This window comes from Methylobacter psychrophilus (assembly GCF_025583945.1).
Lineage (GTDB): Bacteria > Pseudomonadota > Gammaproteobacteria > Methylococcales > Methylomonadaceae > Methylobacter_C > Methylobacter_C psychrophilus.
Genome location: NZ_JAOEGU010000029.1, coordinates 11,821 through 36,325 on the forward strand (window position 1 = coordinate 11,821; position 24,505 = coordinate 36,325).

The window sequence follows — 24,505 nt, forward strand, 5'->3', positions numbered from 1 at the left end:
GCTAAATTTTTTGGTTAAGATGATTGCGAAGCATGTCCCTATGAAGTCGGTTAAAAAAAGCGACTTCACCAGTCTGGTGAAATATCTGACAGACGATCAGGAAAAAAACGAGCGTGTTGTCTATGCGTCGGTAACCAATTGTGAATCGATCGATTTGAGTGCGGCAGTTATTGAAGTCACGGCCATTCAGGGCATGAATACTCGTGCCCAATCCGATAAAACCTATCACTTGATTTTAAGTTTCAGGGCTGGTGAACATCCCGATGACACCGTTTTAGAAGCACTTGAAAGCAGGATTTGTGAGGGGCTTGGCTACGGGGAGCATCAACGGGTGAGTGTTGCTCACGATGATACCGACAATTTTCACCTGCATATTGCCATCAACAAAATTCATCCGACACGTTTAACGATTCACAATCCCTTTAATGATCATAAGACCCTTGGTAAGTTATGTGCGGCGTTGGAGTTGCAATACGGGTTGGAGCCGGATAACCATCAAGCCGTGAAGGTTGGCAGTGAAAACCGTGCCTTGGATATGGAGCATCACGCCGGGGTGGAAAGCTTGTTAGGCTGGATCAAGCGTGAATGTCTTGAGCAATTACAGGCGGCATCTTCTTGGGCCGATCTGCACCGTGTTTTACAAGAACACGGACTGGCGTTGCAGGAACGGGGCAATGGTTTAGTTATTTCTGCTCAAGATGGCTTGATGGTGAAGGCAAGTTCTGTTGCTCGTGGGCTGTCAAAAGGTAAGCTGGTTGACCGATTCGGTGCGTTCACATCTCAGGCTCATTCTCCTATTAATACCGAAGGTTCAGCTAAGAAATATGAGGCCAAGCCAGTGCGCTCGCGTAGTGATACCACTTTATTATTTGCTCGTTACAAAAATGATCAGCAGGGAACAAGAGCAAATCGTACCCTGGAATGGCAGGCGATCAGGGCTAAAAGAGAGCGTTTAATTGCCGAGGTCAAGCGTAAGGCGAAGTTGAAACGGGCAACAACCAAGCTGGCAGGGGGTTCTAGGGTTGAAAAAAAATTGCTGTATTCAATGACTAGTCAACGCGTTAAACATGAACTGAATAAAATTAACGAACACTATAGCCGAGAGCGTGAGCGGCTAGTAAAACAGTATCAGCCCTTACAGTGGGCCGACTGGTTACGCCGGGAGGCAACCAAGGGCGACCGAGAGGCATTGGCCGCGCTACGTGCGCGTGAGGTTGCTCAAGGTCTTAAAGGTAACACGATTGGCGCACGTGGTGGTGCGCTAAACAGGACTGGGGTTAAAGCCGATCAGGATAGTGTCACCAAAAAAGGTACCATCATTTACCGCGTCGGAGCGTCGGCCATTCGCGATGATGGTGACCGGCTTAAGGTCTCTCGGGGTGCTACACGCGAGGGCTTGGAGGCGGCATTGCGCTTGGCAATGGAACGCTATGGAAGTAACATTACTGTGCACGGCACAGTCGACTTTAAGGCACAAATTGTCAGCGTCGCGGTCACCGCCAATCTGCAATTGATGTTTACTGATTCAACATTGGAACGTAAACGACTTGCCTTGGTAATCCATTCAACGACAACCAGACAGGAGAGTAATTATGTATCAACAGACAGAGGACGACGAACTGGAAGCGGCACTGGCGGCATTGGCTCATCCGGGCGACATGTTAACGCCGGACGTGATAGTGAACGCGAAGCCATTGGGGTCGGATTTACCGGTAAGTCCAACATTGGCAACGTTGCCGTTATCCCGCCGCCCGAAGCCCGTAACCGTTTGCGAAACTTGTCCGAACTCGGTGTGGTTCGCTTCGCCACAGGAAGTGAAATGTTATTGCCGGGTGCTGTTTCTGATCATCTGGAGCAGCCAGGAGCCCAGTCAGATTACGCATTGCGACGGCGTGTTTCTAGGGAAGGAGTAGCATCCTCGTCGTTTGCCGCGGCCGATCAGTATATTAAAGAGCGCGAACAAAAACGCCTTAAAATATTCGATATTATGGAACACAGGCGCTATAATGAAACGGACATTGGCGTTGCGTCTTTTGCCGGTGTACGACGGGTCGAGGGCGAATATCTGGCCTTATTAAAACGCAACCAGAGCATTTTGGTGATGCCAATTGATGAAAAGACCGCTAACCGTCTGAGCCGGTTAGCAATCGGTGATCCAGTCACCTGCACGAGGATTGGAGTAGTTAAGACCAAGGGCAGAAGTCAATGAAAGACAGATTTAATAATGCGGTCGGCCCGCAGGTGCGAATCGATAAGCCAAAGTCCGGAAAGATAATACCGGTTTTGGCGGTTGTTTCCCTGCTGGCCGGTTTGCAGTCGGCGACACAATTTTTTGCCAGTGAGTTTGGCTACCAGACTCAACTCGGGGCTCACTATCAGCATATTTATCCACCGTGGGGCATCCTGCTCTGGACCTATAAATGGGGCGGGCTGTTTCAGGCAAGTATGATGAAAGCTGGCGGGGTCGGCATAACGGTGACGGCTGCCGCTTTGTTAGGGTTAATGGTGGCTAAGATGGTGAAGGCGAACTCGGCAAAAATAAACCCGTATTTACACGGTTCCGCGCGTTGGGCTAATCAGCACGACATTGAAAGGGCCGGGTTATTGCCACGACCAATAACAGCCTGGCAACAACTGACCGGTAAAAAAAAATGTTCAAGTGACGGCGTCTACGTGGGCGCTTGGCTGGATAAAAAGGGCATTACCCGCTATTTGCGGCACAACGGTGCTGAACATGTTCTGTGTTATGCGCCTACCCGTTCCGGGAAAGGCGTGGGTTTGGTCATCCCTACGTTGTTGTCATGGCAACACAGTGCGGTCATCACTGATCTGAAAGGTGAATTATGGGAATTGACCTCAGGCTGGCGACAACGCTATGCGCGCAATAAAGTCTTGCGCTTTGAACCGGCTTCCTTAAGCGGCGGAGTCCACTGGAATGCGTTGGATGAGATACGCCTGGCTACCGAGTACGAGGTCGGCGATGTGCAAAATCTGGCGACCTTACTGGTTGATCCAGACGGGAAGGGCTTGGAAACCCATTGGCAAAAGACTGCCCAAGCGTTGCTGGTCGGCGTAATTTTACACGTCTTGTACAAAGCCCGGCAGGAAGGTACCGCCGCCACCTTACCCGCTGTCGATGCCATCTTGTCTAATCCAGACCGTGATATTGCCGAGTTATGGATGGAAATGGCTACCTACGTGCATGTACACGGCAAAAATCATCCGGCTGTCGGAACGGCTGCGCGGGACATGCTGGACAGACCGGATGAAGAAGCGGGTTCCGTGCTGTCCACTGCCAAGTCTTATCTTGCCTTATATCGCGATCCTGTGGTCCAGCGTAATGTCAGTCAATCGGAATTTCGGATTAGGGACTTGATGAATTTTGATGATCCTGTGAGTTTGTATATCGTCACCCATCCCAACGATAAGGCAAGGTTACGGCCGCTGGTGCGCGTCATGGTCAATATGATCGTACGGCTGTTGGCCGACAAGATGGTTTTTGTTAACGGGCAACCCCAAGCCAATTATAAACATCGTCTGCTCATGATGATGGATGAGTTTCCCAGTTTAGGCAAACTCGAAATATTGCAAGAGGCTTTAGCGTTTATTGCCGGTTACGGTATCAAGTGTTATCTGATTTGCCAAGACATTAACCAACTTAAAAGCCGTGAAGCGGGCTATGGTCATGATGAAAGTATTACCTCTAACTGCCATGTTCAGAGCGCTTTTCCCCCCAATCGTGTTGAGACGGCCGAGCATTTGTCTAAACTGACCGGTCAAACGACCGTCGCCAAGGAACAAATCACCACCAGCGGTCGGCGCACGTCGGCATTACTTGGGCAAGTGTCCCGAACTATCCAGGAAGTGCAAAGGCCGCTGTTAACGCCGGATGAGTGCTTACGGATGCCCGGTCCGGTTAAAAGTGCTGAGGGCTTGATTGAAAAGGCGGGTGATATGGTGGTTTATGTGGCGGGTTCCCCGGCCATTTATGGCGTACAGCCTTTGTTTTTCAAAGACCCGGTCTTTAAGGCCAGGGCGGCTATTCCGGCACCGATGCTTAGCGATAAGCTCATACCGATGGTTAGCAAAGAAGATAAAGACGCGGGCATTAAGTTATGAAGCGCTTCATTGTTTATGTCGGCGTGATGCTATCGATTTTTATGTTGTGCGGGCTTGCTTATGCGACCGGTGTCCGGCTAAACACAACGCCGAGCATTCCGGTTGGCGTCTATCGGCTAACAAACGAGCCCATAGTGAAAGGTGCTTATGTGCTGTTTTGCCCGCCGCCTGCGCCAGTATTTGCTATGGCAAAAGCACGCGGATATCTGGGTGCAGGCTTTTGTCCGGGCGGCTATGGACAGCTGATGAAAAAGATTTTAGCGGTTCAGGATGATGTGGTGACTATTGGCATTGATGGTGTCGAGGTTAATGGTCAACAGTTGCCTTTGAGCGAGCCCAGCAAATTTGATGGCGGCGGCCGACCACTGCCTGGCTATAAAGCTTCCCGGGTGTTGAATAGTACCGAAGTTCTGCTCATGTCTGACAGCAACAGGGGGTCGTTTGATGGACGTTATTTTGGCCCGATTCAGCGATCACAAATACAGGGCGTTATTCGTCCTATTTTTACCTGGTAAGCAAGCCGTTTTAAATTGCCAGATTAACCAATAAGGAGAAAGCGCATGACCATGAATGATAGAGAGATTGCCGCCGCAAATGCTCTTAATGAAAAATTGACTGACGCAGAAACGAGCCCAGGCTTTGCCGTAGCGTTTGATCCAGAGGAGGCCGAGCAAGCAGGCGCCTTTGAAGAGGACGCGCTCAGTGTAACCGATGCCTTGGAAAGCAGTATCGATTGGGCTGGACGATCAGCCTGACTCCGCAACTTACCCCATCGTCGCTAACCCGCAGGAGGTTATTTCAATGGCTAACAACAACAAACCGTTTCATGAAATCGTCGCCGAAAAGTTAATCAAGCAACTTGAGGAAGGTACTGCGCCGTGGCAAAGACCTTGGGACTCCGGCGAGTCCGGTGCTTTCCTGCCTTACAACCCGGTTACGGATAATCGCTACAAAGGGATTAACTCACTGTATCTATTAGCACAGGCGCGAGACGACCAACGTTGGATGACTTATAAGCAGGCTATCGAAGCAGGTGCTCAAGTCCGCAAAGGCGAGAAGGGTACCGGCATTCAATACTGGAAATTTGTCGACGAACACCTCAAGAAAGACGCCGCAGGTAAACCGTTAGTCGATAGCAATGGCAAGCCGGTTAAAGACGTCGTCAAACTGGAAAGACCGCAGGTATTTTTTGCGACAGTGTTTAATGCCGAACAAATCGATGGCTTGCCGCCTATCCAGCGTCAAGAGCAAACCTGGAATCCTATTGAACGGGCCGAAGGGATTTTAGCCGCTTGCGGTGTTGCTATTCATTACAATGGTAGCGGCCGGGCTTTTTATCGGCCATTGACCGATAGCATTCATTTGCCGGATAAGGGGCAGTTTCCCAGCGCTGAAAACTTTTATGCAACCGCCTTGCATGAGCTTGGACACAGTACCGGTCACCCTGATCGGCTCAACCGCGATCTGTCTCACCCCTTTGGCAGCGAAGGCTACGCCAGGGAAGAACTGCGCGCTGAAATTGCCAGCATGATTTTGGGGGACACCCTCGGCATTGGCCACGATCCAAGCCAACATGCGGCTTATGTCGGTTCATGGATCAAGGCACTGAAAGACGATCCCCTGGAAATTTTCCGGGCAGCGGCGGATGCAGAAAAAATTCAGAATTATGTCTTGGGGATAGCGCAAAGCCAAGTTCAGGAACACGCTACGCAGCAAGATCCGGAGGCGGTAGAGGCACATCGCCAACAACCAACCCAAGTCGATAGTTTGCAGGCCAGCGAGGTGACAACCATGACAGCAGCAACGATTAATCCAGAGCAGTTGGCCACGTCAGTTGTTGAAGGCATTGAACGCGTAAAGTCTGGACTGGCAAAGTGGAACCATTCAGTTGTTCAAGGAATAGGGGAGGGCGCAGCCGCTGTTGTTATTGATTTAGTGCAACAAGGCAAGTACGACGAGGCGCTTGCTCATTTACAGACAGTCGGGGCCATAGAAGCGACCCATTCGGATCAAGGGCATTTTGCTGAAATTGCCAACACGCTTGAACAAGGCTGGCGAGCTTGGCAGCAGGAAAACGGCCTAGGATCTGCTATTACGCCAGCAATGCAACGTGCGTTTGCGTCTATTCCAACTGAGCTGTCCCAGCTAGCCAGTGCGACGGCCGCTGACTATCAAAAAGCCGCAGCGTTAGCGCGGCTTGAGGAACAACGCGTTAAAAGCGATCCAAAGAGCACGGCTGAAGCTATTTCGGCAGCCAGGGAGCAGCGCAAAACTGCTGATTTAGCCGCCACCGTCCACGATAGCGATTTCCGGAAGAAAGTAATCGAAATTGAGCAGCAACAGTCGAAGACAAATGCTGTCCAGGCTACCAACAGCCCAAACCAGCAAGGGCATAATCAAGACGACAAAGTCTACATCAATGTGCCTTTTCGCGAAAAAAATGCCGCCAAAAGCCTCGGTGCCAGATGGGATAGAGGGCAACAGTCTTGGTATATCCCGGCGGGTGTTGAGCAAGCATTGTTCGCTACCTGGCAACCCTCAGCGGATGTAACCTTAAACGCTCAGGCTCAGACGACGATTATCAACACGACAACCGATGAAGTAAGGGCGGCCAGGCAATATCTTGCGGTTCCATACCGCGAACGGATGGCTGCCAAGGCTGAGGGCGCACTCTGGGATAAGCAGGCAAAGTCCTGGTACGCCTTGCCGACGGCGGATAGGGATAAATTACACCGCTGGTTACCGGAGAATGTGAAAAATCAACAAGCGCCTGCCATGACGCCGCGCGAGGAATTTGCCGAAGCTTTGCAGACAGCGGGTTGTGTCGTTACCGGCCAACACCCTGTTATGGACGGTAACAAGCACCGAATAAAAACCGTGGGTGATAAAACGGGTGAACGCGCGGGGTTTTATGTCGGGCACCTGGATAGTCATCCGGCGGGTTATATTCAGAACAACCGGACGGGCGAGGTTTTGAAATGGAAAGCCAAGGGTTACTCGTTAAGCGCAGAGGAAAAGGCAACATGGCAGGCCGATAGTGCCGCCAAGCTACAACAGCGTGAAGCCGCACAGAAAAGCCAACAAAATGCGGTGGCAGAAGCGCTTCGTGAGCTATTGGCTATTGCGCCTCCGGCGCCGGCAGACCATCAATATTTACAAACGAAGCAGGTCCGTCCCGGTGATTTGCGGATTGTACCGATGCATGGCGGTGCCTTGCCTGCCGATTCGGCGGTGATCATTGGCAAGACGTTGCAGGAGTCCACCGCATTACGTGCAACAAATCCGGATAAGCTGGTTTTTACGGCGGGTGATTTACTACTGACCGCTCAAGATGTGAACGGCGACATCCGGTCCGTGCAAGCCATTCAGAAAAATGGCAGGAAACGCTTTGCTGCCGGAGGTGCCAAGCAAGACACATTCCATGTTGTCGGTGGGCAAGGCTTGGATGCACTTGAAAAAGCGCCGGCTATTGTTATCGGCGAAGGTTACGCGACGGCGGATACCCTATCGCAAGCACTTGGCTATGCCACTGTCGCGGCATTTGACAGTGGCAACCTGCCGAACGTGGCCAAGCAGCTACGCGAAAAATTCCCTGATAAGCCATTGGTTATTGCGGGCGACAATGATGTCCATCTGGCGTTGACCGAAGGTAAAAACCCCGGTAAAGAAAAGGCGTTGGCAGCAGCTAAAGCCGTTGAGGGTACAGCAATATTTCCGATATTTTTCCCCAATGAGCAAAGCTACCCAGCGAATCTGGAACCAGTAACGTCGTCAAAAGCACGAACTGGCAATTTGACCGATGAGCAACAAGAGGCAATTGCCAAAATGAAGCGCTACACCGACTTTAACGACCTGGTAACCAACAGCGTATTAGGTCGTGAAGGTTTGGAACGTCAAGTAACCACTCGGCTGAACAGCATTATTGAAGGTCAGAGAAAACAGCTTATGACGCAACAGAAGCCAGAGCAGAAGCAAGCACAATCCGAAAAATTTAAGCAACAGCACCAACGTAAAGCTATAAAAATGTGATGTCCTGGCTATATGAGTTTACCCCTGAAACCAGGCAAAAACGGTTCATTAATACGCTGAAGCATGGACATAAATCGACTGGCTAGTTTTTAGTCAATTTGACCTCAGGCTAGATATATCGGGTGATAACAATGAAATATGACAAATTAAAGACAGAGTTATCCACAGATTTTGTGGATAACTCGTCGGTAATTTTAAGTTTAAATGGTGGATTGTTGGCGCGGGGTGAAAATTGAACAGCTATACAAGCTTTAATTTGATTATTAAAAAGGCATAAAATTTCTCAGTTATAAACAACCTAAATTTAGTACAAATGGTCAGTCAAATTTTGATCCCTGGGTAACGACATTGCGCTAACGCCAGTTTATTAACTTAAACGTTATGCTTAAGTAATGACGCTCCATTAATGCCTGAGCTGTTCGGGGACAAATACGACTTATCATTTCTTAAATAATTTATTAATAACGTCTTATTTTGTCGCTTATATCTTGCATAATAGTCTTTAATTTAAAGAGGATTATTTTATGCATAACCTTAGATTAATCAGCGTGGGAAGTTCTGCCGGAACTGTCGACCCGATTATCCGTTTATGGGTATTGCGACCTTTGGTCTCTTTAGAAGGTTGTTGTCAACTTATTGGCTTCCATTCGTTTGATAAAGAAGAAATAGCTCCGTTATCCGGTTGCTTCGCGTCATCCAGTATTTTTAATGCACACAAAGCTCGTCAAAAGTTGTACCGCTGTTATCAAGCCGCTGAAAAGCAGTCTCAGAAACAGGTGTCGGCACATTTTTCGTTGCCAATATTCAGAAACTGACTGATGTCGTTGGCTTATCCGAAGTCGAAGCACAGTTTCTGGTTTTCACTGCACTCCTGAGTAATAACGGTTGGCTTGATAAAGTGACTGTATGGCTGGGTAGAGAATTAAACTCCATCAGGAGCTTTCATGTCCTTTCTGTATTGTTGGCTGTTCCAGTGTCGGTTATTCGTAAGACCTTATCTCCCGGTTCAGTACTCTCTCAAACTGCATTGTTGACGCTGGATAGGGACATAATCAGCGACTTGAACAAAAACTAAAATTACTGTCTATGTTATTTGCCGATCGACTAATGATAGAAAGCGGCTCTTCTATGGATTGGCTTTACCTAAACTTACCTTATCCAACATAAACCACTAAGGATAGATTATGATTCCAGAATCTTTGATTGAAAAACTCCGTAACCGGTAACACACAGCACCTCGTTATCCTCACCGGAGCAGGCGTGTCTGCTGAATCCGGCATAGCTACGTTTCGAGATGCATTAACTGGCTTATGGGAAAATTATGATGCTGAAACCTTGGCCAGTGAGTTTGGTTTTCGTGCTGATCCAGCCTTGGTCTGGGGTTGGTATGAATGGCGACGTAACCGAGTATTACGCGCCCAGCCTAATCCAGCGCATTATGCGATTTCTCAACTAGAAAAGAAGCTGCCAAAACTCACGCTGATTACTCAAAACGTTGATGATCTGCATGAGCGTGCTGGTAGCCTTAAAGTCTCACATTTACATGGTAGTTTGAATAAGCCTCGTTGCCTAACGTGTGACGAATCCTATGCCTTTCCTGATGAAGTACTACCCAACGCCACATCGGATCGGGAAAGTCGTATTGACCCACCGCGCTGTGATCTCTGTGATGGACTCATTCGCCCTGGCGTTGTCTGGTTTGGGGAACAACTGCCAGCTAATGCTTGGAAATCGGCAGAGGACGCCTGCCGAGACTGTGATTTGATGCTGGTCATTGGTACTTCTGGAGTCGTCAGGCCTGTTGCTGATCTACCTTATCTCGCAGATAAAAAAGGCGCCAGCCTTGTGCAAATCAATCCGATCATAAGTGGCCTTAATGGCGTAGCAAATTTCAATTTAGCAGGTAAAGCTGGAGAGGTCTTACCTGAATTATATGCAGCGGCATTTCCAAACACGTAATTTACTTTAAATCATTCGGAGATAATCTCATGCCCATGTTAATCGATCATATTGATGCTATTGCCCGTAAAAAACAACGTGATGTCTTGTATGTCACCTTTAATCCAAAACATTCTGACGATGATGACTCATGTGACAATCTATTCTGGCACTGGGAAGGTGATCCAATGCGGAAGACGACCTGCAACTGGCTTACGGAACACCATATCAACTGGCAAATGTGCGGACATATTGCCAATGAAAACAGTATGGGTGGCTATTATGGACAAATTTATCTGGATGTTCCTTTTGATGAAAATGATCCGCAATATCAGCAGGTACGTGATTATCTGGAAAATCCTGATGGCACCCTACGCTTTGAGACAGTTGGTTTTTGGTATTTGACACTGGAATATGCCATGAAAAACGCTCATCACGACGAACCGGGCTTTTGGGAAAAATGGGCAGAGGATTTTTAGGTCTGAATACACCTCTAATGCTAAAAAATGCCGCCATGACATGACCACAAATCCACCTCATGTATCAGCGGACATTTGTCAGTAAGCATGTTAAGACAATTCACTATTGAACTTTACCAAGAGACGGCTAATGCCCATTAAACAAATACTCACCCAAGGTCTTTTTCCTGTCAAAGTCTGGACAGATGAACTTGAAGAACGCGCTCAACAGCAACTCAATAATATTGCCATGATGCCGTTTATTCATAAACATATTGCCGCCATGCCGGATGTGCACACGGGCATTGGTGCCACCATAGGTTCAGTCATCGCCTGTAACAAAGCCATTATCCCCGCAGCTGTCGGTGTCGATATTGGTTGTGGCATGATTGCTTGCCGCTTGTCTTTGACAGCCAATGATCTTGATGAAGCGTTGTTAAAGAAAATCTTTCATCAAATTAGCCGTGATGTGCCAGTGGGGCGTAACCAGCACAAACAGGATCGTGCCTTAATAAATCGAGCATTACCTTTTGAGCAGCAACTACTGGTGATGACGGAAAAACACCCACAGTTGTTAAAATCCATTGGCAAGCTTTCAAATTGGATCTGTCAGATGGGTACTTTAGGTGGCGGTAATCATTTTATCGAACTGTGTCTGGATGAGGCTCAACGAGTTTGGATTATGCTGCATTCCGGTAGTCGCGGTATTGGCAACGGCATGGGTACTTATTTTATAGATTTGGCCCGTAAAGACATGGAGCGTTGGTATATTCATTTGCCGGATCGTGATTTAGCTTATTTTCCTGAAGGTAGCCAACATTTTAACGATTACATTGAAGCAGTGGATTGGGCTCAACGTTATGCGTTTGCCAACCGCCAAGCTATGTTGGATTTAATTATTGCAGCATTGAAAAGTCTTATGCCACCCTTTGAAATCACCACAGAAGCCGTCAATTGTCATCATAACTATGTGGCACTTGAAAACCATTATGACGCCGATGTCTGGGTTACCCGCAAAGGTGCGATTCGTGCTCAAGAAGGCGATCTGGGTATTATACCGGGTAGTATGGGTGCCAAATCTTTCATTGTGCGCGGCAAAGGCAACCCAGAAAGTTTTAACTCTTGCTCCCATGGTGCCGGCCGTAAAATGAGTAGAACAGCCGCCGAGAAGCAATTCACCACCGACGATCTGAAACAACAAACGCAAGGGATTATCTGCCGTAAGGATAAAAGTGTCCTTGATGAAATCCCTGGCGCTTATAAAGACATTGATACGGTCATGGCGAATCAGAATGATTTAATTGAGATTGTGCATACCTTAAAGCAAGTATTGTGCATTAAGGGTTAATGTTTTGTAAATCAATACACTTTTAAAACTTATGCCCAACTTTACGAGGAAAAAACCATGAAAAAACTGCTAGTTAATAATTTTTATCAATCAAATACCGAAGGTTTATATGTTGCGTAAAGAATGGAAGTTTAGCTATACGGCTAGCAGATTAGCTGAGGCCTCAGACCTCAAACTTAAATTACATCAAGAACGTTTTGCCTGGTGGAAAGATAAAAAAGAACAGGTGATTACTCAAATCAGGTCGGATGGTCTTGAAATCGATGAAAACATTGCACTCAAAAACACAACACTAACAAAGAGCGGTGACTGGAATCGTGGCACTCAAGTGACCGTAAGAGATGACTTGAAAAAAGATCTTGATAAGTGCCTAAAAAAGCTATCGTATCATACCGGACAGATCAATGACTATAACGGCTGGCAGCAGGTATTAAACGCCAATTCCGAAGTCCGATTAAACTTGAATCATGACGATTGGTTATTTTTCTTTGGACAAGGCCAATAAAAGACAAATGGGCAGGTAAGGTAAACTCTAACGAGGGATACTGCACCTACCTTTAAACTTGATGATTCACCTGTACGATTAAAGAGGTTAACCATGCAGTTTGATGATAAATTAGTCATTCCGTTACGAGAAGCGCAGAGCATAGTATTTTTTACCGGCGCAGGCGCTTCAACGGAAAGTGGTGTCCCAACATTTCGGGATAGTAAGAATAGTTTTTGGGTGGACTTTGATGTCAAGACCTATGCGACAACAAGCGGTTTTTCTGCCAATCCAGCCCGAGTGTGGCAATGGTACGCGGAACGCTGTCAGCAATTACAAATCGTGGCACCCAATCCAGCGCATCGGGTGATAGCTGCTTGGCAGGCTAAGGCGCACAGCGTTTCTGTTGTTACGCAAAATATTGATGGCTTACATCAACGTGCTGGTAGCAAAAAAGTGATTGAGCTTCATGGTAACCTCGCGACATACAAATGCTTTGATTATGGACATCCTGCTGAGCATCAAGTTCGCTCCAGTAATGAGCTTCCACCTCATTGTAAATTTTGTGGAAGTTTGCTGCGGCCTGATATTGTGTAGTTTGGTGAAAAATTGTAGGAGGATGTTTACGATCGGGCAGAGCAAGCCAGTTTTAACACTGAAGTGTTTATTAGTATCGGCAGTTCGTTGGAAGTGTGTCCGGCAGCGTCTCTGCCGCTAAGTGCTTCGCGTAATGGTGCGTATCTGATTCAGATTAATTCGAAAGTCACAATGATAGATAGGTTTGCCGACTACAACCTGCGCGGTAAGGCGGGAGAGATAATGCCTTTGTTATGGGAAGCGGTTTGGCGGGAACAACTCCCATAAAGTTACCTTGATTTATAATACTTGCTCAAGGTTTAAACCAAGGCCGCTATCAGACACACTTGGTTGCGGTCTTGGCTTGGTAAAGGGCTTTATCATGCGATATTGCCGAGCCTATTTATTTGATTTCTATTTCAATTATCGAAAGTGAACCTGGGCTGTCGCAGGCTTATAACTCGTCATCTAGTTTATCAAGATTTGCATTTACATAAGCATCTAAGAATCTTCTCATTGCGGCATTAGGCTTTTTGCGTGATTCACAAAGAGAAATGATGTCGTAAAACAAGCTTTCAATTTTATCTTTTTCTTGTAAGTCATAAGGTAAGTCAAATACTTCATACTTACTGAAAATTCGCATTATTTTATATTCGTTATCGCGCAAATCTTGTATTTTTTTGTCGAATATTTCGATGGGGCTTGAATCGTCTTTTTCGACAACTCCTGCTGACATAAAATACTCCATGTCCTCATTGATCTGTTGTTTAATACTTAGATACTGCTCGTCAATAGCTGAAAATAGCTCAGTCTTAAATTCCTCTATACCTTTCTCTTTTAATAGTGATACCAAATCACTACGAGGCACCCAATGACCAAGAAAAGTTTCAATACCATAGTTTTTCCTTAAATTCTTAGTATCTTCAAGGTGCGGTGGTTTGTAATCTAAATGGAAATATCTCTTGCTTATGGTTGCAGTATCAATATTAAACCCTCTGTCTTTGAAAACAGGATCGCCGATTTTTTCCTTTCCACTATCATTTAATATGTATCTAACTGCGAAATATTGCGCAAGATCATCTGTCCACTTATGAATAAATGCACCACGTTGTAACAATGCATACTTAAAAGCATATGTATCTCTATCGGCTGGTTTAAATTTATCAATATCGTCTAAATTAATTAGCGTGAGGCTATCAAGTTGTGATACGAATTCCTTTAGCATTTCATCATCTTGTGTATCCAGTAAGCACTCGATATTACCTCCTCTGCTGGTTAGCCCATTACCAGTTAGATTTGCCGATCCCACAACTAAACTGCCGCAATATATTTCATTGGACTCATCATATGAAACGAGCGCATATGCTTTAGAATGAAACAAGATAGCAGAGTTAACGGCGAACAGTTCAATTTCCAAGCTATTATTCTTACAAAATCTGGTTAAAACTTTATTGCCGTGTAATGTAGCTGTTTTTCTATCGATATAAACCGTTACACCAGTCAAGCGAATTGACTCGCTTAATTTGCCAATAATGTTCTTAGCTGATTCTGGCGTGAAATAACAAGATGTTAAATAGAGATGATAACATCTTCTTTTATCCTGTACTTTAAGTAGTAAATTAACTAATTTTGTTTTTTTACATGCCCTGATGTGTAGTTGGTTCCCCATTATAAATCCTTATGATTTTTTCTGATTTTGGTATTCTTTCATATCTTAGCCCAATCTAAAACTCTATCCTTTACAATTTTTGTGAGATAGATATTCTTTAAACGTTCAGGTTTTCGATTTTTTTAGAAAACAATTTGAACTTCATAATCATTAAATATTGCATGTTAGACTTAAAGCTCTCGCCAAGGTCAGTAACGCAATTATCAATACTTTGCTTAAACAAATTGAACTTCTCATAGTATCTGCTTTAAAGCACTTGTTTTTTAATGAAATGCCATAGTCGTTCAATCAGATTGAGATTAGGTGAGTAAGGTGGTAGAAATCCGTTAGTTTGTCCACTATTTTTACCACATCTTTGATTAATAAAAAACCGAAAACTTGACCGTTTAAAGTATATAAATACTAGTCGTTAGCAAAGGAACTGCAGTTAGGACTTGACTGCCATCTATACACTTCAGCAATTGATGACGATTATCCAGAGTTATGCGACAAAATCAGGTTTTTATTAAATTACCGATACATTTTATTTAAAGCCCGTGCTTCCCGCGCAAATTCGGCTCGTAATTCCACTGGTTCCATAACTTCAATATTGGTTGAAAAGCTCCGTATCCACCACCGTAATTGATAGGTATCTTGTATGGAAGCTTCCAACAGATAAAGATCATCGTCCAATTCCGTAATGCGCTGATTTTGACTGAGCGGAGTTTCTATTAAATGTTTTCTCATAAACCCAGTAATTTCTAACTGTAGTGCAACTTCTTGTGGGCTGTCCGTAACGGGATAATCAAACTCGCCCTCAGCAATATATCCATCCAGAGTAAAGTCAGAGGGAATGGTCACTTTATTTGATCCTAATTTGGCGTATTGGAAACGATGCAGTGCAAACTGTTTGACGATTAAATAATCGCCTACGGTCGCAACCAAGTAAATGAGATTGTTTCGAAAGACCAAACCCAATGGATTCATTTCATAGATTTTTGCTGTACTGTTTTGCCCTTGATAGATGGCATCAAATCGACAGTTTTTTAATAATGCCTCATAAATCACTGGCAAAACTACAGGATTAATTTCAGGAGGTAATAAATTAAGCCCATTGGAAATAATGCGAACCTTATCAATCCAGCAAGCCAAAGGCGAAACCTTTAGTGTACTGTCAGCAAGTTGAAAATATTCCGACATGTGAGATTTGATTGCATGCGGTAACAATGGCTCTAAAAACATTTCGACCAGCTTTAAAGTCAAGGCTTCATCTGAGCTCATCATGGGTAACTGTAGTCGGTTAAAGCCGGCTGGCCAGAACCAATATATCGGTTTTGTATTTTCTGTACTTGAAATGGGAAAGAGATGTGAAGACGATAGTTTACTTAAATCCCTCTGCACAGTTCTTAAATCAATGTTATATCCAGAGCCTTGCAGTTTCGCTAAAATTTCTGGCGTTGAAATTGCCAGCGGAGCTTTGGGTATTAGACGCAGCATGTCAAAACAACGTAGTAACGAATCCATAATATTTTCCTTGAAAGGATCAAGTAGAATATTAAACCATAATTAAGCGACAAAATAATACGCTTACTCACTCTCAGTGAGTGATTTTATTCAACATACGGATATAAGGGTTGAAGTCCAACCCTTATATCTTGAATCTGATCCCTCAAAAGATCAGAATCTCCGATTGATCATCGGGAGAATGGTGAGGAAGTCGTGCCTGCATAACAACCAAAAGTTGGTTGCCTCGACAGGCTGCAGCCCAAAAGACCCATTCACTAATCGTCTGCTTTGTTCTACAGAAACAGTCAAGGGCGACAGAGCTTATAAATCTTACCAATATTAGATCTGAAATTTTCGTTACCCGGTTATTCTGGCTAATAGTATAGTGAAGCCATTAAAATGGAATGCCAATACAGCAACTGCGGCCAGCCAAAAATCGTACTTTGGGTTTTGTAGAATCAAATATATAAAGGCGTTAACAGGATGAAATTAAAAGAACAGGAGGTTGAAGCAGGATACTTATATTTAACCAGTGCCAATCAATATCGAGCAGTATTCGCAAGGTCATTATCCACGTCAGGACTTAACCCCGTCTCTACATACTGTTGATAACATGCCGACAATGATTCCTTGATTTGTTGTCTGAATTCTTCAGGTTCAAGTACTTCAATACGATCACCTTCGCCTAAAATCCACCAACGCAATTGCCAGGTTTGGGTAAGATCAGCCGTAAGTTCCCGAAATCCTGATTCATTAACCGGGCTTATGATTTGGTTCTCGCTTAAACGCGTTTCCTCCAGCATCAAGGCCAGATGGTCACAAACCCGTGCTTTAAAATGGATAGCCACAGCAGTACCAAAGTGGCCTTTTTCCCGGGCAAAATCAGCCAGATTAAATGCCGGTTTATGACGGCAACCCTGTTCCAGAACTTGCGCAGCTTGCATTCTATGTAATGCGTATAAATACACATCGTCATAATCATTGGTCATCGCTGCCAGATAAGTCACCGGGCCTCGCTGAATCAAACCCTGCGGATGCAAGCGGTATGCTTTGGGTTTGGCATCGGCCCGCATAGTGGCCAAATAAGTCACCTGTAATTGTTTTTCATTTAATAACGCCTCATGCACAATCACCAAAATGTCGTGCTTGAGTTCTGGAGGGATCAGGGGTTGACCCGGTTGGATAACACAAAACTTATCCGGCCACTGGGTGATCTGGCTTTTTTTATGTAGCTCCAGGGTTTGATGGGCTTTAGTAAAAATATCATGTAGTGACCGGGTCAGTAATACCGGCAAAGATTGACTCAGATAGCGTTCAACCATCACCAAAGACAAGGCTTCCGTTAAGGTTATGCCGCCATTGCCCTGATTGTCTTTACCGGTCCAACGGTAACCGTGTGCCAAACCATTGCCGGCTTCACCTGCCAAATTGCTATTGTCGTTACAGTCAAGTTGTTGACAGGTTTGCAATAAAGATTTCAGATCCCGGCGTATGCTGTGTACGGCAACCCTATAGCCCTGTTGCTGTAAATCTTTGACTACCTCGGTAACCGTCACCCAACGCTCAGAGCGGCCACTTAACCGACGTATAATTTCCAAAACCAGCATCCGTCGCTGAACAAGTACTTGTGATTGTTGATCAGACAAAATCCAACTCCATGATGATTAGGCAGTGTGCAGAAAATACTCCCCGGATCCGGTGAACTCCAAAGCTCCGGCGTGAGAACGATAGGGGGTTATGAATTGCATTATTTGTTATCAAGCATGCAGGTTAGCGTAATCAGTCGCAGATGGAATATGTAGCGGCAGATCATTACCGGTAGGACGAACAGCCTCCCAGCCCAAGCAGGCGAGCCAGATAGAACGAGGGACGGGTTTTTCGCCATCACGGTAATAAATCAACATTCTGCGTGAGATACCTAGCGCTTTGGCGGCTTGTTCCAAGGTAAGTCCGGTTTCATGTAACCAAACCCAAATTCGTTCATGACCAATTCGACCGCTCTGCTCTACACCGAGGTGGCGCAAGTTGTCAGAACCCAGATCCAGTTCATCTTCAATCCAGTCCACCGAGCGACCGGCGAAACCGATCTTCGCTTTAGCGAACAAAGAGGCATTCTTTAAAGGTGCCAGAAAAGCGGATGTGCCAATGAGATCAGTGAGATTAACATCAAAGGTTTGTTCATCGGCGTAAGTCAGGCGTAATTGGTATTTATCAAGCGTCCTGACGGCGGTAAGACGGAAGTGTTCTTTGCTCATCGTTGTAATTCCTCAAATTGGGTGGCCAGCCTGTCTCGATTTATTTTGGCCCATGCCAGTACGTCAGCAATTTCGCGTGTACTGACCCTCCCATGAACGATCTTCAGTTCTGCGATAGTGACCCAAGTCTCTCGCCCATCGTTCATAAGTACATGGAAATGGGGTGGCGGATGGTCATTAGCATTAAGCCTGACCCGAGATTGTGAAAAGCGTTGAATGACTGGCATGTATTTATTCTAATGCAATGATTGCACTTATACAATTTAAAAAGTAATGCCGGTTACTCTGCGGTTAACAAGCAAATTATGATCAATTAATTTTTTAACCCTTACACAGTTTGTAAGGGTTAAGCAGTAAACTATCTCCCAAGTCAGCATAAGATTACCGCTCGCAACATCAGTCACGGTCTTTTTGGAGGGTTATCATGTCAGCTATAGCATTTGAAATTGGTTTTGATCATTACCGGTTTGCTTTGCCCCTGGATATTGCACGTTTTGGCGACCAGCATCGTCAGCAAATCCGTTATGGCTATCAGGCTGCCAGTATGCAAAAGGTAACCCAAAAGAAACCGGATCGCTATGAAAATAAACTGCTCACGCTACGCGACCGTGCCTTAACCAAAGGCTTGGACGTAACCATTACCGTTAATGACTTGCGTGACAAATTACAACAAACCCAAGGCTGTTGCCCCATAACCGGCAACCCCTTTACCTTTGCCGAACATAACGCAACCGACTGGTCAGTGGACAGGGTCGATAATAGGCGCGGTTACTGCCTGGATAATATTGAAATTGTCTCCGTCATAGCCAATCAGGCAAAAAGTGACCTGGATTTGTCCGGGATTATTAAACAAGCCCTTGGCAAAAACAAGGCAGACAACTTGCTATCTGTGGCTGAATGGTTTCGCATGGCGCGGTTTTACTATAAAAGAATGACGCTGGTAAAACCGTTGAGCATCTGCCGAATCCTGGCTGATAGCCAACCTTTATATGATCAGGTGGTTTTTATGCAACTTTTTAATAAGGATGAAAAACGCGCCAAAACTTTCCTGCAACAATTACAAAAATACAGCAGCAAAGACGCCGTTATCAAAGCCGGAAAACTGACCCAAAAACGGGTTCACCGTCGGGCCGATATTTATGTGGATGTGCTATATGACAGCCCCAAGCTTTACCGCTGGGTGCAAGCTTTTATAAAAGCAATTAATGCCCACAGTACAGAATTTGATCTATTACTGATGGATTTGTATCTTTACCTGAAAATAGTAGCGCTATATGTTTTAGTTGCTAAGTACCAGTTAATCAATGCAAATAACTGGCAATTAAAATGATAAATATAATTAAATATAAAATATTTTTGTAGTGTTGTTGCCAAAAGTAACTATAATTATATTATATATTTTATTGTTTTTAATGAAACCTAATTAATAGTAATAGATATGACTTATTTTAAGAGTAGTATTTTGTGAAAAAATTTATTTTTTGCACAAATTAATTGAAATTAACGCTTTAATTATTTTAAAGCAATATATACAACTCTAAGGACGTTCAATGCATGTTTTTCGCTATTCAATTATTTTCACTATACTTTGTCTTGGGCTTGCTGCACTCTGGGGCTACCATTCTGGTGGAGGACTTTCCGGTGTATGGTCGGCGATTAGTATTGTTGCAATCCTCGGTGTGATGGAAGTCAGCCTTTCTTTCGATAATGCCGTTGTTAATGCATCTATTCTCAAAGAAATGGATGCTAAGTGGCGTCAGATATTTTTAACGATAGGTATTGTGGTTGCAGTGTTTGGTATGCGGCTATTGTTTCCAATTCTTGTTGTTGCTTTCGCCACCGGACAAGGTATGGTCGATGTATCACAGATGGCTCTAAATCATCCAGAAGTTTACTCAGAGCATCTCCATGCTAGTCATACAGCTATTGCAGCTTTTGGAGGAACATTTTTGTTTATGATTTTCCTGAACTTTTTGTTTGATGAAGGTAAAGAACTTCATTGGCTTGGTGTTATTGAAAAAAAATTAGCTCAGCTAGGAAAAGTTGAATCAATCGGAATCATTGTGACGCTGTTTGTCTTGATTGGCATTCAAGCATACTTGCCTTTGCCACCAGAACAAAAAATGTCCATGTTCCTTGCTGGCGTTAGTGGATTGATGTTGTATATCATTGTAGATAGTCTAGGGAGCTTCTTTGAAACCGAAGAGGAAGAAGAGGTTATCGTCAAAGCAGCAAAACGTAATGGTGTTATGGGATTCATATATCTTGAAATATTGGATGCATCTTTTTCGTTTGATGGTGTTATTGGTGCATTCGCTATAACTAGGGATATTGTAATTATCATGCTTGGCTTAGCTATTGGAGCAATGTTTATACGCTCTTTGACTGTGTATTTAGTTAATAAAGGAACTCTTGATGAATATGTTTTTCTTGAGCATGGTGCCCACTATGCTATCGGAGCACTTGCTTTAATTATGTTTTATTCGATTTATCAAGAAGTACCTGAGCTATTAACTGGACTAATTGGTGTGGCTTTCATTGTTACTGCGTTGATTTCATCGGTTAACTACAAGCGTAAACTTGAATCAACATGCTCTTGATTTCTTTATGGTGTAAGCAGAATGGCTAGTAATATCGAGATCATTTATTGCTTTCGGATAAAAGTCCTAAATTTATCTTCTTGCCTATGGAAATATCATGGCAGTTAATTTAAATCGTGAGGATAGTGGTGATCCACAGTCTGTTAATAATGATCCAATTAAAGAGTTTAGGAGCTTTGTCCAGCCTAGAGTTGTAGATGAATATTGCGACGAAGCATTATATTTGTCGTTTGTTCAACATGCTGTTTCTCAGCTGTCTATTAGCGCAGATAAGGCTCAAATCATATTAGATTTAGAGTTAGATCGGTTGTCTGTTGCAAATGAGAGAAAATTACTCAGGGATCTTGAAGATGCACTTCACCGATTTACTGATAGTGACAAAAAACTAGACAATAAAGAAGAGACTGATGCCATGCAAATGGTTTGCAAGGCAGGCTCTAGGTATAGACATGGCCTAAAATATGATATAGCTCAAAAAGCAATTAATGATTTTTGTAGAGCATATAGCGTAAAGAAAAAAAAAGGGTTGTTCTCATGGGCAATCCCGTAATAAGAACATACCTTAACTTTCAATAACACTAATATCCAATGGAGTCAAAACATGAACTCGTCTGATCAGAGTTGGTTGGAAAACCGTATCGGTGCAGCGGTAGCTGATGATTTTTATCTCGATCGAGATGAGGAGAAAGGAATAAAAGAGGAGTCTGCTTCTAAGGGATTCCTAATCGCTGATACAGAAGTGATCCTTCGAAGTGTTCTTGATGAATATGGTGCCGTCTCAGAGCGGCAATTGATCGACACCTTAGACCATTGGTTACATCAATTCACAGATGATGACCAAAAACTGGATCCCAAAGAGGAAAAAGATGCACTCGATAAAGTATTAAAGCCTGCTGCTGGAAAGAAAATGGGGCTTGATCCGAGGATTACTGAACAATATGTTGCAAGCTTTTGCAAAGTTAATGGAATTACGCGTAGTACTGATGGAAATAAACTAACTATTCCTCTAATTTCATTAGTGGCTTTGCTTGCCGTCGCCGGAATCGTTGTATCTATATGGTATTCGAATAAAACGGCAGAAGTCCGGTCAGAAACTAAAACAGAAATTAGAACAGTAATAGCCGCTGCTACTGAGGCCAAGTTATCTGATGCAGACCGATCTGAAATTGATGATCAACTTAGTAGAGCTGAGAAATATGTTGAAGCTGCTCAGTTTACTGATCCACCCGAGAAATCTGCTAAAGCTTGCTTAGATACTATCCGTCGTATAGATTCAAGCGGAAAATACCGAGTAGAAGAGATTAAAGGTTTGATTGCAAAAATTGTGACTGAATACATTGCTTTATCTGATAAAAGTTTTAATCAGGGTGATAAGAATGGGGCTCAGAAGTGGCTAGATAGGGCAAAGCTATTTCATGCTGAATCTGAGCTGATTCGGGAGAAAGAAAGAGCTTTCGGAATGCTTCCTGCTGAAGGCTAAAAGTGCACCTTAAGTCGGAATATAAAGCAGTTTCCCTCATTATTCCCTTAATCTTTTTGTTTAAAGGCCAATTTTGAGCAACAGGTCTTTTTTTATCACCATTTTAGCTCTGTTGCTCTTGATTTTCTTGGCGAAGGAGTTTTTTAGCCACCAAAAAAATCGTGTAGATTATAGTGAAGATAGTACTAATTTATTAATCACAGCTCTTCAAAACGAGCGATCTAGGTTGGAGAAAGCCGAAAAGCAAGGGTGTTCATCACCTCTTGTAAGAGAGTCTATTGATATTAAAGAGATGGGCGCTTCTGTTCCTTTTTCTAGGGGAAATATGGCTTTACCAAATTATGGGGATGGGAGTACGAAGCGATCGGAGGAGTTGACTAAGCTTCTCGACGCTGCAGTTGTTTTAATAGTAGGTAATCATTCACTCGGAAGCGGATTTTTTATTACTCCAAATCTCATAGTAACTAATAGGCATGTCGTGGATGGAAGCGAGAAAGATGGCCTGTGGGTTACTAGCCGATCTATGAAAAAGGTTGTTAAGTGTGAGTTATTGACGAAGACTAGATCTAATCAAATTATGCAGCCTGATTTTGCGGTACTCAGATTACCACAAGGTGTAACTGGTAGTGCTATTCTCGCTATTACAAATGATCCACCACGCCTTTTGCCTGTCATCGCAGCAGGTTTTCCTGGTGTAGTTGTCCAGACTGATTTTAGGCTAAAAAGTTTACTCAGTGGAGATCCGAGTCAGGCTCCTGAAACGGTACTAACCCCTGGTGAGGTTAGCGTCGTACAGCCTCAGCAAAATGGTATTAAACTGATTATTCATACCGCTGAAATATCACCAGGAAACTCTGGTGGGCCTCTGATTGATCGATGTGGGCGAGCAGTCGGCGTTAATACATTTGTCCGAAAAGCTTCCGCGGCAGATTCAAGAATCCTTTATGCTTTGAGTGGATACAATCTCCAAGAGTTTTTGCACTCGATTGGAATTAAATATACTGCCGCAACAGGGACATGTGGCAATTCAATTAATGAATAATTATGAAAAAGCTACCCTGTACTACGTTACGATCTAAAGTTGAAATTCGCGGGGTGTATGGACAGCCCGTATTCGATTTTTATCAGCAGGTTTGTCGTATTCTTGACCAGGAAACGCAAGATAAAACATTAAGCTGTTTTTTTGCTGAGCCACAATTAAACGCTTTTAAGGGCGAAATTCAATGGTACAGTAATTTAGAAGGCTCTATTAATCCGTATTCCCAGCTAGATCCTGTTGCAAAATCAGAAGCTCTGAAAAAAACTTTAAAAATTCGAGATAGTATTCATGTAATAGGGGAACGATTTGCTACTGACGGAGCGGGGGCAGAAGGTACAAGAGCAGAGATTTTTAAGGCAATATTATCTTCAACTGATTTTGAAAGGTGCCTATTTCTTGTGGGGGAGCAACCAGTTCTTTGTGAATGGGGCTGCAAACCTATTGTTGAAGGTCTGCCAATTGTAGATTTATGGTCTCTTGGAGTTGTTAGCGACAGCTCTCACAAGGTCGAGGTAGTTCCATCAAAAGTTGATGTGCCACAAAAAGTTGATGAACCTCAGAAGGATGATAAACCTCAGAAAATTGATGAACCTCAGAAAATTGATGAGTCTCAGAAGGATGATGAACCACAGAAATTTGATGAACATCAAGTGGTTAACGATCATCAGAAGGTTTCAGAAGTTGTAAATGTTATTCAGCATGAGCGAATCAACAGAAAGACTTGGCAAGCAGGGTCTAAATATACTCCTAATAATTTTAATGACTCAAATCGCCAAAGAGGTTCTAGTGGTTTTTTTTTGGGGGAGAGAGTAAAAAAAATTATTATAAGTTTACTTTTACTTCTATTGCTCCTTATGTTGCTCAGAGCCTGCTCTTTTGAGAACAATAGCTATTTTTACCCATTAAGTTTAAGAGAAAATACATTAGAAGTAGAAAATAGTCTTCGTGTGGAAATTAGCGATCTTAGAAAAAAAATTCATGCAGTTTCTCAATCATGCTCACCTGTTTTTAAGGATGGTTTATAG

Annotated in this window: 24 protein-coding genes; 18 read left to right on the forward strand and 6 right to left on the reverse strand. The window is 44.0% G+C overall.

Annotation, left to right across the window (positions count from 1 at the left end; translation table 11 throughout):
• The first annotated feature begins 19 nt into the window (after positions 1 to 19).
• The 12 genes from traI (at position 20) to N7974_RS13525 (ending at position 13,240) form a co-directional block, all read left to right on the forward strand.
• On the forward strand, positions 20 to 2,209 hold the full coding sequence (traI, locus tag N7974_RS13470; RefSeq protein WP_317451611.1) for a TraI/MobA(P) family conjugative relaxase: 2,190 nt from the start codon (positions 20 to 22) through the stop codon (positions 2,207 to 2,209).
• Positions 2,206 to 4,119: a type IV secretory system conjugative DNA transfer family protein gene (locus N7974_RS13475; RefSeq protein WP_262966117.1), complete on the forward strand. Its 1,914-nt coding sequence runs from the start codon at positions 2,206 to 2,208 to the stop codon at positions 4,117 to 4,119. Before traI ends, N7974_RS13475 begins: the two co-directional genes overlap by 4 nt.
• On the forward strand, positions 4,116 to 4,634 hold the full coding sequence (traF, locus tag N7974_RS13480; protein WP_262966118.1) for a conjugative transfer signal peptidase TraF: 519 nt from the start codon (positions 4,116 to 4,118) through the stop codon (positions 4,632 to 4,634). The genes N7974_RS13475 and traF overlap by 4 nt, the downstream gene beginning before the upstream one ends.
• Positions 4,635 to 4,679: 45 nt before the next feature.
• A complete protein-coding gene (locus N7974_RS13485) occupies positions 4,680 to 4,874 on the forward strand; it encodes a conjugal transfer protein TraD (RefSeq protein ID WP_262966119.1) in 195 nt (64 codons plus the stop codon).
• A 46-nt stretch (positions 4,875 to 4,920) separates the two neighbouring features.
• Positions 4,921 to 8,148 carry a zincin-like metallopeptidase domain-containing protein gene (locus N7974_RS13490; protein ID WP_449566810.1) on the forward strand — a complete coding sequence of 1,076 codons (3,228 nt, stop codon included), beginning with the start codon at positions 4,921 to 4,923 and terminating at the stop codon, positions 8,146 to 8,148.
• 524 nt (positions 8,149 to 8,672) lie between these two features.
• Positions 8,673 to 8,963, forward strand: a complete 291-nt coding sequence (locus N7974_RS13495) for a hypothetical protein (protein ID WP_262966120.1) — start codon at positions 8,673 to 8,675, stop codon at positions 8,961 to 8,963.
• A gap of 388 nt (positions 8,964 to 9,351) precedes the next feature.
• Positions 9,352 to 10,107, forward strand: a complete 756-nt coding sequence (locus N7974_RS13500) for an SIR2 family NAD-dependent protein deacylase (protein ID WP_262966121.1) — start codon at positions 9,352 to 9,354, stop codon at positions 10,105 to 10,107.
• A gap of 29 nt (positions 10,108 to 10,136) precedes the next feature.
• Positions 10,137 to 10,565 (forward strand): hypothetical protein, encoded by a 429-nt coding sequence (locus tag N7974_RS13505; protein WP_262966122.1) that lies wholly within the window; start codon positions 10,137 to 10,139, stop codon positions 10,563 to 10,565.
• Positions 10,566 to 10,695: 130 nt separating this feature from the next.
• Entirely contained in the window at positions 10,696 to 11,892 is a 1,197-nt protein-coding gene (locus tag N7974_RS13510) for an RtcB family protein (protein ID WP_262966123.1), read from the forward strand.
• A 109-nt stretch (positions 11,893 to 12,001) separates the two neighbouring features.
• On the forward strand, positions 12,002 to 12,397 hold the full coding sequence (locus N7974_RS13515) for a hypothetical protein (RefSeq protein WP_262966124.1): 396 nt from the start codon (positions 12,002 to 12,004) through the stop codon (positions 12,395 to 12,397).
• Positions 12,398 to 12,490: 93 nt separating this feature from the next.
• A complete protein-coding gene (locus tag N7974_RS13520; RefSeq protein WP_262966125.1) occupies positions 12,491 to 12,973 on the forward strand; it encodes an SIR2 family NAD-dependent protein deacylase in 483 nt (160 codons plus the stop codon).
• A 63-nt stretch (positions 12,974 to 13,036) separates the two neighbouring features.
• Positions 13,037 to 13,240 carry an SIR2 family NAD-dependent protein deacylase gene (locus tag N7974_RS13525; RefSeq protein ID WP_262966126.1) on the forward strand — a complete coding sequence of 68 codons (204 nt, stop codon included), beginning with the start codon at positions 13,037 to 13,039 and terminating at the stop codon, positions 13,238 to 13,240.
• Between the two features lie 166 nt (positions 13,241 to 13,406).
• On the opposite strand, the gene N7974_RS13530 is transcribed toward N7974_RS13525, so the two are convergent.
• From N7974_RS13530 to N7974_RS13550, 6 genes are all read right to left on the reverse strand, one after another.
• The gene (locus tag N7974_RS13530; RefSeq protein WP_262966127.1) at positions 13,407 to 14,621 is read right to left on the reverse strand and encodes a restriction endonuclease PLD domain-containing protein; all 1,215 of its coding nucleotides are present in this window, start codon (positions 14,619 to 14,621) and stop codon (positions 13,407 to 13,409) included.
• A gap of 247 nt (positions 14,622 to 14,868) precedes the next feature.
• Positions 14,869 to 15,018: a transposase gene (locus N7974_RS20785; protein WP_394813120.1), complete on the reverse strand. Its 150-nt coding sequence runs from the start codon at positions 15,016 to 15,018 to the stop codon at positions 14,869 to 14,871.
• Positions 15,019 to 15,131: 113 nt separating this feature from the next.
• Positions 15,132 to 16,124 (reverse strand): helix-turn-helix transcriptional regulator, encoded by a 993-nt coding sequence (locus tag N7974_RS13535; protein ID WP_262966128.1) that lies wholly within the window; start codon positions 16,122 to 16,124, stop codon positions 15,132 to 15,134.
• Between the two features lie 521 nt (positions 16,125 to 16,645).
• A complete protein-coding gene (locus tag N7974_RS13540; RefSeq protein ID WP_262966129.1) occupies positions 16,646 to 17,752 on the reverse strand; it encodes a helix-turn-helix transcriptional regulator in 1,107 nt (368 codons plus the stop codon).
• Positions 17,753 to 17,863: 111 nt separating this feature from the next.
• Positions 17,864 to 18,361, reverse strand: coding sequence for a DUF2442 domain-containing protein (locus N7974_RS13545; protein WP_262966130.1), 498 nt, complete (start codon positions 18,359 to 18,361; stop codon positions 17,864 to 17,866).
• Positions 18,358 to 18,588: a DUF4160 domain-containing protein gene (locus tag N7974_RS13550; protein WP_262966131.1), complete on the reverse strand. Its 231-nt coding sequence runs from the start codon at positions 18,586 to 18,588 to the stop codon at positions 18,358 to 18,360. The genes N7974_RS13545 and N7974_RS13550 overlap by 4 nt, the downstream gene beginning before the upstream one ends.
• Before the next feature lie 197 nt (positions 18,589 to 18,785).
• Between N7974_RS13550 and N7974_RS13555 the strand changes: the two genes are divergently transcribed.
• The 6 genes from N7974_RS13555 (at position 18,786) to N7974_RS13580 (ending at position 24,505) form a co-directional block, all read left to right on the forward strand.
• Positions 18,786 to 19,691, forward strand: coding sequence for a hypothetical protein (locus tag N7974_RS13555; protein WP_262966132.1), 906 nt, complete (start codon positions 18,786 to 18,788; stop codon positions 19,689 to 19,691).
• Between the two features lie 220 nt (positions 19,692 to 19,911).
• Positions 19,912 to 20,961 carry a DUF475 domain-containing protein gene (locus N7974_RS13560; RefSeq protein WP_262966133.1) on the forward strand — a complete coding sequence of 350 codons (1,050 nt, stop codon included), beginning with the start codon at positions 19,912 to 19,914 and terminating at the stop codon, positions 20,959 to 20,961.
• Between the two features lie 97 nt (positions 20,962 to 21,058).
• Positions 21,059 to 21,511 (forward strand): hypothetical protein, encoded by a 453-nt coding sequence (locus N7974_RS13565; RefSeq protein WP_262966134.1) that lies wholly within the window; start codon positions 21,059 to 21,061, stop codon positions 21,509 to 21,511.
• A 51-nt stretch (positions 21,512 to 21,562) separates the two neighbouring features.
• Positions 21,563 to 22,441, forward strand: a complete 879-nt coding sequence (locus tag N7974_RS13570) for a hypothetical protein (protein WP_262966135.1) — start codon at positions 21,563 to 21,565, stop codon at positions 22,439 to 22,441.
• A gap of 73 nt (positions 22,442 to 22,514) precedes the next feature.
• On the forward strand, positions 22,515 to 23,483 hold the full coding sequence (locus N7974_RS13575) for a S1 family peptidase (protein WP_262966136.1): 969 nt from the start codon (positions 22,515 to 22,517) through the stop codon (positions 23,481 to 23,483).
• A gap of 2 nt (positions 23,484 to 23,485) precedes the next feature.
• On the forward strand, positions 23,486 to 24,505 hold the full coding sequence (locus N7974_RS13580; protein ID WP_262966137.1) for a hypothetical protein: 1,020 nt from the start codon (positions 23,486 to 23,488) through the stop codon (positions 24,503 to 24,505).